This window comes from Arcobacter sp. ISO1 (assembly GCF_058105185.1).
The window spans coordinates 450,224-461,905 of record NZ_CM176573.1; the positions used below are offsets into that span (position 1 = coordinate 450,224).

Consider the following 11,682-nt stretch of genomic DNA (forward strand, 5'->3'; position numbering starts at 1 on the left):
AAGATATGGATGAATTTATTAAGACTATTGATGGCTCAAATACTTTATACTCAAAAAAGTACAAACAACATTTTCATGATATAAAAACAGGAGCCATCAAAGAGTCTTTAATAAAACATATAATCCCTGCATTTGATTATCATGAAAATAAATCAAAACTAAAAATACTTGATATTTGTTTTGGTTTGGGGTACAACACTTTAAGTACAATATATTATATTAAGAAAAACTCTTTAAATATCCAACTAGAAATCTTCTCACCTGAACTTGACTTGGATTTGATAAAATCACTTATAGAATTTGATTATCCAAAGGAGTTTGATGATATCAAACATATAGTTTTTGAACTATCAAAAAACTTTAAATATGAAGATAAAAATATAAAAATAGAACTTTTTATTGGCGATGCAAGAGAATATATTAAAACACTTGATTCAATAGATGTTGTTTACCAAGATGCTTTTAGTTCTGAAGTTAATCGTGAATTGTGGAGTGTAGAGTATTTTAAAGATATATATAAAATTAGTTCTAAAGATTGTGTTTTAAGCACCTACTCTATAGCTACTTCTGTTAGATTATCCCTAAATGAAGCAGGTTTTGAGATTTATGAAATAAAACCACCTGGAAAAAAGAAACAAACATTGGCATTAAAAAATAAAAAAAATATTGATGGAAAATATATTGATATGCAACTAAAAAAACAAAGAAATAAAGAAGCAAAAGCTATATATGATTAATTCTAACTCACAAAATTATATAGAGTTTTATGAAGGAACTCTACCTATTATTCTATCTGCTCCCCATGGTGGAGATAAACTTCCAAATGAAATTGAAACAAGAACATCAGGTGTTTTTGAAAAAGATGATTTTACAAAAGAATTAACATTAGAAATAATTAAAGAATTTGAACAAACTTTAGGTAAAACTCCTTATTCTGTAATTGCCTCTATTTCAAGAGAAAAAATCGATTTAAATAGAAAAAAGCAAGAAGCCTTTGAAGATAAAAAAGCATCAAAAATATATGACACATTTCACAATCTAATTAAATTTTCTAAAAATGAAGTTGAAAAAAATTTTGGAAAAGGGATTTATATTGATATCCATGGACAATCCCATCCTCACAATTATCTAGAGTTTGGGTATATGCTTGATAATTCAGTTTTAAATCTACACGAAACACAACTTAAAGAGTATCAAGAACAATCAAGTATAAAAAATCTAGCTAAATTTTCAAAACAATCTTTTGTTGATCAACTAAAAGGACCTTCTTCTATGGGAAGCTTGATGACAAACTTAGGTTTTGATTCAGTTCCTTCAGTTAAACTTCCATATGCAGCTGATAATAACTATTATGAAGGAGCTTACAATACTTATCTACATGGCTCTTTAGATAAAAAAAATATTAGTGGTATTCAAATAGAATTTCCTTATGTAAAGTGTAGAGATACAAAAGAGAATAGACTAATGTGTGCCAAAGCATTTGTTTCTGCCTTGACAAAATTTTTAGAAGTTCATTTGGAAATCAACTTTCCTAAACTTGATTCCTTTGAACAAAATCAATAATTTTCCTATCTTCATATAATATATGATTAATCAACCAAATATCCATATATTCAATTAATTTTTTTTCAAAATCAATTATTGATAGAGTTGGTAACTTTTTGATAAAACCATTCATTTGATTAATGATATCTTCATGAATTGCCCTATGTTCTTCCAATAATGGATAAGCAATTTGAACTAAATACTCTTCTTCATGGACAAAGTGAGTTTTCATATATTCATATAATTCATTGATTGTGATTTTTACATGTGTTTTTATATTAGTTCCATGATAATTTAAAGATTTCAAAGCTATATCAAATAAGCCTTCGTGCTCTTTATCTAATAATTGGTTTTTTAATTGATACTCTACATTCCATTTAAACCTTTCCCTTAAGTGTTCTCTTGGTTTGATTTCATGGTGTACTTTCTTATCTTCGATTAATATATGTTGTAGAATATTTTTATTTACTAATATACTTAATTGGGAAATTGTTTCTTTTACATCTTGATTACTAATCTTTTTTAAGACCTCATTTAGTGCATTAACTAAGTTTTTATGTAAACCTTTGTGATGAGATAGTTTTGAAAAGTTTAATTCTCTCATAAACCTCTCTTCATTTGCAAAATGGAACTTGGTATATTTAATTAGCTCTTTTAAAATAGCTGTTAAATGTACTTTAGTTGAACAAACATTTAATTCATTTGCAATATCAAAAAGTTTTTGATGCTCAGCATCAATTTTTGCATCACCTATTGAATAGGCATTACTCCATATTGAAATAAAACAACTGTCAAGCTTTGCATTCATAAAACACCTCCCCTAAAATCACCTATTATTATTGTAACAGAAGAATGTCTCAGTAATGTCTCAAATAGTTATTTTATTATTATATTTTTATTACACAAGCTCCTCTTCTACTATCGCATCCACCTTCAAGGTTCCCATTTACGGCCTGAACACCACCAAAGAAAATATTTAAAGAGTCAAAATATTGAAGTTTATAATGTCTTTCTAATTCATTTCTAATGGCAATATCTAATTCAGGTTCAACACAAACAACCCCTTTTTCAAAATGGATTCTAGGAGAGTTGATACTTTTATCAAGACTCATTCCATATTCAAGATTATTAATTATTGTTGAAGTGATTGCTGAACGTATTCTATTACTTCCTGCACTTCCAAGTATTAATTCAGGGTGTCCATCTTTTAAAACAGCTGTAGGTGCCATCATAGATGGTAATCTAATCCCCTCTTCCCATGCAAACCAACCATGGGGATTTAAGTCTTCTTCCCCCATCATATTATTAAGCATGATTCCAGAACTTGGTATCACATGGCCACTTCCTTCACCATTTGTAGTTGTAACAGAGACAGCATTTCCTTTTTCATCAATTACAGACAAATGGGTTGTATTTCCCCAAAGATTAAGTCTACTATTCATTGTTGTACAATAATTTTTTATTAGTCTATCATTAAATAATATCTCTTTTAATTTTTCATCATGTAAAAACTCATCAACATGTTCACGTCTAAAATCACTTGTTGTATTGAAACTTTCTATTAAACCTTTTACATACTCATAACTTCTAAAATCTTTTAAATCATATTGTTCAAGAAGTTTCAATGTAAAGGCGATTAATATACCACCTCCACTAGGTGGCGGGTTTGTAACGATTTCATAATCTTTATATCTAAAATCTATTGGCTTTCTTTTTATAACCTCATAGTTTTTTAAATCCTCTTTATAAATAAGTCCATCATTCTCTTTTGATATTTTTTCAATTTCACGAGCTACTTCACCTTCATAAAAAAGTCTTGCTCCCTCTTTTGCAAAGGCTTCTAAGAAGTCTGCATATTGAGGATTTTTGAATAGATGTGTTTCATCTATTAAGTTTTTATCATCAACTCCATATACATTCATAGATGATTTAGTTGATGTAAAAATTGGTTCAAGAAGCTTCACAAAACTTGCTTGCATACTAGATAAATAGATACCTTCTCTTGCATACTTTACAGCTGGTTCTATAATTTTGCTAAGTGGTAGTGTACATTTCTCTTTATGAACTTTTTCAATCCCTTTGATTAAACCTGGAATGGCAACACTACCAGCTCCTATATGAAACTCTTGAACAGCTGCTCCAAAATCTACATAAATAGGATAAAACTCTGGTTCTGCCAATCTTTTCTTAGGAACTTCCACAAAAAAATCATAAAGTTCAGGCTTCTTACCATCTTCTAAACCTAATAAAAAGCCTCCGCCCCCTAAACTTGTAAATAATGGCTCACAAATTGGAGCAGCTAACATTACAGCTAAGGCTGCATCATAAGCATTTCCACCCTCTCTTAAAATATCAGCTCCAGCTTGGGCAGAGTTTTTATCTCCAGCTGCTACTACACCTTTCATTCAAATACACCTAACCTTTCTACTTCTTTTAAACTATTTGTTCTTTTATATAAATTTTCCATCTTTTTTGAGATAGATTCTTTTTCTATTAAATTTTCTGCTTTCTTTAAAAAACTCTTATCAATCAAATTTTTACTAAAAGCTTTATTTAGTAAATCTTTTAATTCATCTCTTATTTTTTTTACTTTTCCATTTGCATCTACTATTTCCCCATCCATGGAATATCTTGTTGCACTCCACATATTTTGTTTTAATATTTGCATTGGAACTTTTTCAAAATCGAAAAATTGAGATAATTGACACATCACTTTAAAAAGTTTAATTATAAGTTCTAGTCTTTCAAAATCATTAACTGCATCACAAATTCTAAATTCAACTGTTTTAAAATGGGGTTGAATTCTAACATCCCACCAAATATCCTTTGTGGAATCAATTACCTTTGATTTTTTTAATAATTGATATAAGTTATTCATCTGTTCATAACTATCAAAATATTCAGGTATAGAAGCCTTTGGTAGCCTAGAAAAAATCTTTGTTCTATATGAATGGATACCTGTATCTATGCCATTATAATACAAAGAAGATGCACTTAATGCTAAAAAAAGTGGCAAATAATAAATTGAATAATTATAAGCGTTCAAGGCCTTATCAAAATTTTCAAAACCTATATGAACATGGGTTCCACAAATAGAAAAATCATCTAATAAAACCTTATGTTCTTCATAGATTTTTTCATATCTTTTGTTATTGCTTAGATTAAACTCATCACTTTTTTGGGCATAAGTTCCACTTGTTTGTAAGCATAGAGATTTTTGTGAAGCTAAGTTTGAAAGTTCACCAATTATGTTTTTAAGATATTCAATTAAATCTTTTTCATAATGAAATATGGGAGTGTTAATCTCTATCATAGACCCTAAAAACTCTTTTGCAATATTTGCCTTGAATTTTTCATCTAGATTTGAGTAAAAATAGTCAAACTCATCTTTAGGAGATAAAGTGAATTTATCTAGTATCCGTAATTCTAACTCTATACCTATTGAGAAATGGTTTCCTGTTTCAAACTTTTCAAACTTCATAAAAATCCATTTTTTATGGGATTTTATATTGTACTTGTTTTTTACTTATTTTGAAAAGTTAAATTTTATTATTTTAGTCTTCTGATAAGTTATCTAAAATATATCTTTCTAAATCTTTTTTTGAAACCTCTTCTTTAAGTGATTGAAGATAAATTGATTCAATCTTTTTATTATATTCAGAGTAAGGGAAATAAGGGAACCTTAACTGCCAAGATTTTTTTATCTGTCTATAAGAAACAATATCCCTAAGTTTTGAATGAAAAAAATTAAATCCCATAAAAATTACAGCAGTAATAACCATTGCACCTAAAATAGAAATATGAGGATCAATATTTGCCAAAGGATAATGCAAAAGTGTTGAAGTTGGAACTAATACAGCTAGTACAATCATAATATATACTAAATATGCCCTACTTAGTTTTAATCTAAACCCTAATTTTGCAGGTTCTACATGCATTCCTTCATTAAATTGTCTATTAACTTCTAATAAATCTCTTAATAATATTGGTTGTTTTGATAATACACAAATATAATCAATGATTTTATCTGTGAATGTTTTTTCTTGTTTCATCCATAATTCCTGAGTTTAATGGTTTTAATTTTATCTAAAAAAAGATAACAATGGGTTAATTTAAATATTAAAAAGAGTAGAATTTTATATGAAGTATTTTTATTTATTGATATTTTTTTCTTTTTTATTATGGTCAGGGATTAATCCAAAAGACCAATTTACTTGGTTTTTAGAAGTTTTACCTGCAATTATTGGGATAATTATACTAATGGCTACATATAAAAACTTTAAATTAACAACACTTGTTTATATATTAATTTTAATTCATTGTATTATTCTCATGATTGGTGGGCACTATACTTATGCCCAAGTTCCCTTTTTTGATTATATAAAAGAGGTTTTTAATCAAGATAGAAACAATTATGACAAAATAGGACATTTTGCCCAAGGTTTTATTCCAGCAATGGTTGCAAGGGAGATACTTATACGAAAAAATATCATTCCATTAGCAAAATGGAGAAACTTTTTCATAATATGTTTTTGCTTAGGTTTTTCTGCTTTTTATGAACTAATAGAGTGGTGGGTTGCATTATTAAGTGGTGAAGATGCCCAAGCCTTCTTAGGAACACAAGGTTATGTTTGGGATACCCAAAGTGATATGGGACTTGCATTACTTGGAAGTATTGTTGCCCTAATTTTACTTAGTAAATATCATGATAAACAACTAAATTTATTCTTTTCTCATGATGTACATTGAATTTACGATTAAAGTTAATAAAATAATACTCCCACCTATAAAAGTATAAGAACTCGGTACTTCATTTAAAACCATCCAAACCCAAATAGGTCCCATAACTGTTTCAATAATCATTAAAAGACTTACTTCACTTGCATTTATAAATTTTGTACCATTGAAGATTAAAACCCTTGAAAATGATGTAATAACTAATCCCATGACTGCTACTAAGCTGAGATTATATAAATCAATAAGAATTGTATCACTAGCAAAATAAGCTATTATAGCTAGTGTGATTCCAGTCATTCCTGTCAATGCTACACGATTTATTCTTGTATATTTTGACATTAAGACAAAAGATAAAGAAAAAGTCATAGTACATAAAAGTGCTAAGAGATTACCTTTTAAATTACCTAATCCTACCTTATCATTAAAAATTATAAAAAGACCAAGAATCATAAAAAATGAAGCAATAAGAACATTCATTCTTATTCTCTCTTTATAAAAAAGATATGAGAAGAAAGATGTAAATAAAGCTCCCGTTCCTATAATAAGTACAACATTTGCAGCCGTTGTACTTTTTATTGCCCAAATAAAGAAAATATTTGCACTACCCATTAATACTGAACATAAAAGAAAAATATAAAAAGATGTTTTAGTAATCTCCCTAATAATATCTCTTTGTTTTGTAATAAGTACTAGAAACATTGAAATAAACATAAATATTCCAAGATAAAAAGAAAAAGTAAAAGGTGAGATAGTAGTAAGTTTTATAAATAAAGATTCAAAACTCATTATTAAAACACCCAAAGCGGTCATTAATATACCTTTAGTGTTGTTGTTCATATATTCTCTCTTAAAATGTTTTCAAAACTGTTGTTGTTCATATTATTAAAACCAAAAATAGTCAATTTTGGTTTAATTGAAGTTGTAAATTTACAATTTCAACGAAGAAAGAAGCTTACCTTGTGCCAAAAAGCACAAGGAAAACTTCACGCGTAAAATGGATATTTTCTGCTATATGTTGTAGTAGTTAGCTTTATGATGAGGAACTATTATCGCACATGTAGATTGTTCTGGATGGATTTGGAAAGTCTCACTTAACTCTATTCCAAATTCTTCAGGATTTAATAAATCAAACATATCCCTACTTTGTTCTAAATCAGGACAAGCTGCATATCCAGGAGAGTATCTACACCCAACATATTGTTTCATTTGAACGTCATGTAAGGTATTTCCTTCCTTTGGAACTATATCCAAATCAAGTCTAACTTGTTTGTGAATCACCTCAGCTAAAGCTTCAGCTAACTCAACTCCAAGTCCATGAACTTGATAATACTCTGTAAATTTACTTTCTTTATAAAGTTCTGCCTCATAAGGGCTTAACTTCATTCCAGCACTTGCAAATGAAAAGGCAACTACATCAAGTCTATCATTTGCAAAGAAATCAGCTATACATCTATGTGGTTTTTTCTTTTGTCTTGGAAATTCCATAATCTTAATTGCTTTTTCAAGTGGTGGAATATTTTTTGCTTCCTTTTCACTATGGAAAGCATACTCTTCTGAAAAAATATAAAGTTTATTTTCCTTTGAGATACATGGATAATATGCATAAATGGCAATTGGGTCAAAAAGTTTTTTTTCAAAAAATTCATCTTTTAGTTTTTCATAAAGTGGTTTTACAACATTTTCTTCATGTTCTAAGAACTTTTGTGAATCTTGTTTACCTCTTTTATATCCCCATCTTTGTCTAAATAAAACCCTATGGTTTATCCATTTATAAATTAATTCCTGATCTACAGAATCCCCATATAAAGCAATTCTTCCCCAAAGAGGAGGGAAAGTAAAAGTTCCTGGTTCTGGTAAAACTACATCAGCCTCATCAATTTTTACTTCAATCTCTTCTTTTTTTGCAATCTCTTCTTCATCAACTAAGTCTGCTGCTAAAGCTGTATTATCAAGCTCACCACCTTCAATTCTTTGCATAGAAACTACACCATCAAAGGCATCTCTACAATAAAAAATTGGTCCATCATAAATTGGTCTACAATAATCGTTTACAAAACCTTTTGTAAGTGCAGCTCCACCTAAAAGTACAGGGATATCAATACCCTCTTTTTGAAGTGTTTCTAAATTTTCTTTCATTACAGCAGTTGATTTTACAAGTAGACCACTCATACCAATTGCTTGGGCTTTATGCTCTTTAACAGCTATAATAAAGTCATTTAAATCAGCTTTAATACCAATATTTATAACTTTAAATCCATTGTTACTTAAAATAATATCAACTAAATTTTTACCAACATCATGAACATCACCTTTAACAGTTCCTAAAACTAAAACTGTTTCACTGGCTTTTTCCTCTTTTGGTAAATATGGGTTTAGCGCATCAACTGTTGCTTTCATAGTTTCAGCACTTTGAAGTACAAATGGCAATTGCATTTGTCCACTTCCAAATAGCTCTCCAATAACTTTCATACCATCAATCAGCCATTCATTTACAATAATTTCAGGCTTAACAGTTAATCTTAATTCTTCAACTAGTGGAAGCATTCTATCTTTGTCACCATCTAGTAAAAGTTTTTTAACTTTATCGATTGGTTCAAGTTTTTGATATTCCTCATCACTTTGCTCTTCCATATCAGCAACATTTGAAAAGTGTTCAATAAATTTAAATAATGGATCACCGTTTTCTTGATTATTGAAAATTAAATCATCGCAAGCTTTTTTATCTTCTTCTGAAATCTTATTTAGTGGTAAGATGTGCTTAACATTTACAATTGCAGATGTTAATCCAGCTTTTACACAATGGTCCAAATAAATAGAATTTAAATATATCCTTGCATTTATAGATAATCCAAATGAGATATTTGAAAGTCCTAAGGTAGTTCCAACTTCTGGGTGTCTAATTTGAAACTCTCTAATAGCTTCAAGTGTCTCAATCCCTGCAGTTCTATATTCATCATCACCAGAACCAATTGTAAAGGTAAGCATATCAAATACTAAATCTTCACCTTTAAAGCCATGTCTATTTACACATAAGTCATAGATTCTCTCAGCAACTTCAAGCTTACGCTCTTTTGTTTTTGCCATTCCAACTTCATCAATAACTAAACAAACAAGTGCAGCTCCAAATTTTTTTGCTAATTTACAAACTATATCAAATTTCTCTTCCCCATCTTCAAGGTTTACTGAGTTAATTATACATCTTCCACCAATTTGTTTTAATGCAGCTTCCAAGGCTGGAACTTGAGTAGAATCTGGCATAAGTGGTAGTGAAACTTTTTGAGAATAAAGCTCTACTACTTTATCCATATCACCTGTCTCATCACGTCCAGCAAAACCAACACTTACATCAACAACATGAGCACCTGCTCTTACTTGCTGTTGACCAACTGAAAGTGTTCCTTCATAATCATTTGCTTTTAGAAGCTCTCTAAAGGCTTTAGATCCAGTAGCATTTGACCTCTCACCAATTAAAAGTGGTGCTGGGTCTTGTTTTAAAGGAACAACATTAAATAATGAAGCCAATGATGCTTTTAAAAATCCACAAGGTTTTAAAGGTTTCATTCCTTTAACACCATCACTTAAAGCCTTGATATGTTCTGGTGTTGTACCACAACAACCACCTAGAAAACTAACCCCATTTATCTCAAGAAACTCTTTTTGTAATTTTGTAAACTCATCTGGTCCCATTGGATAATAAGTTTGTCCACCTCTATTTTGAGGAAGTCCTGCATTTGCATGAACAGATATTGGAAATTTACAAACCTCACTTAAAGCTTTAACATGTTTATGAACTTGTTTTGGCCCAGTACCACAGTTAAATCCTAAAGATAAAATATTAAAAGGCTCTAATATCGCTGCAATTGTCATGGCATCAGTTCCAATTAACATAGTTCCTGACATCTCAATAGTAACACTTACCATAATAGGTATATGAGGAGCTACTTCAGTTAAAGCATGTAAGGCAGCTTTTATCTGTAATGGATCTTGACAAGTCTCTAATAAGAATACATCTGTTCCACCATCAGCTAATCCTTTAGCCATGATTTTATACCCTTCAAACATCTCATCATATTTTATATGTCCCAATGATGGAAGTTTTGTTCCTGGACCTATTGAGCCAAAAACAAATTTTGGATCTTCAGGAGTGCTATATTTTTCTTTAGCTTTTTTAGCAATTTGGGCACCTAATTTTGATAATTCATAAGAGGTTTCAGGAATCCCATACTCATCCAAAACCCAAGGCATTGAACCAAAAGTATTTGTAGTTAAAAAATTTGCACCAGCTTTAGCATAATTGTCATGAATAGTTTGTAGAATATTTGGAGCAGTTAAATTTAAAAGTTCATTACAACCTTCTAAATCATTACCTTCATATTGCCACTGTTCATTTTTGATATCTGCAAGTTGAAGCTGTGTTCCCATAGCTCCATCAATAATTAAAACTTTTTCTTCAATTAATTTTTTTATTTTTTCTGTCATTAAATCTTCTTAAATTTTATTAAATTTGTTATTGTAAAAGGTTAATAGTATATTTAAAACTAGATTAAAATTTTGTAAAGGGGTGTTAGGCTATTTTTCTAAAAATACCCTTATCACACATGCCTCACCTTGGTGACCTTTACCCTCATCTAAAATTGTAATTTGCTCTTTAACTTCCCCATCACTAAAAGTATAGTGTGATTTAAAATCTTCAACTTTGTATAAAAGGTCTAAATCTTTAGGTCCTCCACTATTATAAGATATTTGTTTTTGAGAGAAAAACTCCCCTACAAATAAACCATCAATATTTAAACAGTCATCAATTTTTTCAAACAATTTGTCTCTATCTTTTTTATACATATGTAAAAATGAAGCAACTATTACATCATATTTTAAATCATCTTCCCAATGGTTCAAATCCATACATATTGTCTTTATTTCAAGGTTTTCTTCTTTTGCTCTTTGTTTTAGTTTATCAAGACCTACATCAGAAGCATCAATTGCTGTTACATCAAAACCTCTTCTTGCAAGAAAGATTGCATTTCTTCCTTCACCCTCGCCTAAACATAAAACCTTTGCGCCTTTTGGAAATGATTTGATTTTTGAAGCAATAAAACCATTTGGTTTTAAACCATATAAAAAACCTTCCCTTGAAAATTTACTATTCCAAAACTCTTGTTGGCTCATCTATTCTCCTAAAAAATGTCCCATTTTTTAGGGACCACATATTTATTACTTCTTTTAACAAGGGAAGTAAATTCCCTTTAAAGAAGCAAATCCTAAAGAGAGTAACAAGTTACTCTTTTTCACTTTTTTATTTATTTTGGTGGAATTTTAATAGACCATAAATAAAAAACTCTTATTACAAATTATATAAATCTTTTATCTCACTAAACTTTAATAAAACCTTAGATAGACTAT

The 11,682-nt window shown here is 29.4% G+C and carries 10 protein-coding genes; 3 read left to right on the forward strand and 7 right to left on the reverse strand.

The features are described from left to right. The first annotated feature begins 5 nt into the window (after window positions 1-5). Together AC2TY9_RS02215 and AC2TY9_RS02220 are read left to right on the forward strand one after the other, a co-directional pair. A complete protein-coding gene (locus AC2TY9_RS02215) occupies window positions 6-737 on the forward strand; it encodes a tRNA (5-methylaminomethyl-2-thiouridine)(34)-methyltransferase MnmD (RefSeq protein WP_489779216.1) in 732 nt (243 codons plus the stop codon). After that, window positions 730-1,563 (forward strand): hypothetical protein, encoded by an 834-nt coding sequence (locus AC2TY9_RS02220; protein ID WP_489779217.1) that lies wholly within the window; start codon window positions 730-732, stop codon window positions 1,561-1,563. The genes AC2TY9_RS02215 and AC2TY9_RS02220 overlap by 8 nt, the downstream gene beginning before the upstream one ends. Here the strand turns inward: AC2TY9_RS02220 and AC2TY9_RS02225 are convergent. From AC2TY9_RS02225 to AC2TY9_RS02240, 4 genes are all read right to left on the reverse strand, one after another. Continuing rightward, entirely contained in the window at window positions 1,532-2,353 is an 822-nt protein-coding gene (locus AC2TY9_RS02225; protein ID WP_489779219.1) for a bacteriohemerythrin, read from the reverse strand. The two genes, AC2TY9_RS02220 and AC2TY9_RS02225, sit on opposite strands and share 32 nt — an antisense overlap. A gap of 79 nt (window positions 2,354-2,432) precedes the next feature. Next, window positions 2,433-3,950 carry a gamma-glutamyltransferase gene (ggt, locus tag AC2TY9_RS02230; RefSeq protein WP_489779221.1) on the reverse strand — a complete coding sequence of 506 codons (1,518 nt, stop codon included), beginning with the start codon at window positions 3,948-3,950 and terminating at the stop codon, window positions 2,433-2,435. Then, on the reverse strand, window positions 3,947-5,026 hold the full coding sequence (locus AC2TY9_RS02235; RefSeq protein ID WP_489779222.1) for a carboxylate-amine ligase: 1,080 nt from the start codon (window positions 5,024-5,026) through the stop codon (window positions 3,947-3,949). The genes ggt and AC2TY9_RS02235 overlap by 4 nt, the downstream gene beginning before the upstream one ends. A gap of 73 nt (window positions 5,027-5,099) precedes the next feature. After that, window positions 5,100-5,597: a hypothetical protein gene (locus AC2TY9_RS02240; RefSeq protein ID WP_489779223.1), complete on the reverse strand. Its 498-nt coding sequence runs from the start codon at window positions 5,595-5,597 to the stop codon at window positions 5,100-5,102. An 88-nt stretch (window positions 5,598-5,685) separates the two neighbouring features. Between AC2TY9_RS02240 and AC2TY9_RS02245 the strand changes: the two genes are divergently transcribed. Beyond that, window positions 5,686-6,294: a DUF2238 domain-containing protein gene (locus AC2TY9_RS02245; protein WP_489779224.1), complete on the forward strand. Its 609-nt coding sequence runs from the start codon at window positions 5,686-5,688 to the stop codon at window positions 6,292-6,294. Here the strand turns inward: AC2TY9_RS02245 and AC2TY9_RS02250 are convergent. The 3 genes from AC2TY9_RS02250 to AC2TY9_RS02260 form a co-directional block, all read right to left on the reverse strand. Beyond that, window positions 6,268-7,119 (reverse strand): DMT family transporter, encoded by an 852-nt coding sequence (locus AC2TY9_RS02250; RefSeq protein WP_489779225.1) that lies wholly within the window; start codon window positions 7,117-7,119, stop codon window positions 6,268-6,270. The two genes, AC2TY9_RS02245 and AC2TY9_RS02250, sit on opposite strands and share 27 nt — an antisense overlap. A gap of 171 nt (window positions 7,120-7,290) precedes the next feature. Continuing rightward, window positions 7,291-10,761 carry a methionine synthase gene (gene metH / locus AC2TY9_RS02255; protein WP_489779227.1) on the reverse strand — a complete coding sequence of 1,157 codons (3,471 nt, stop codon included), beginning with the start codon at window positions 10,759-10,761 and terminating at the stop codon, window positions 7,291-7,293. A gap of 90 nt (window positions 10,762-10,851) precedes the next feature. After that, window positions 10,852-11,448 (reverse strand): SAM-dependent methyltransferase, encoded by a 597-nt coding sequence (locus AC2TY9_RS02260; protein WP_489779229.1) that lies wholly within the window; start codon window positions 11,446-11,448, stop codon window positions 10,852-10,854. Window positions 11,449-11,682: the final 234 nt, after the last annotated feature.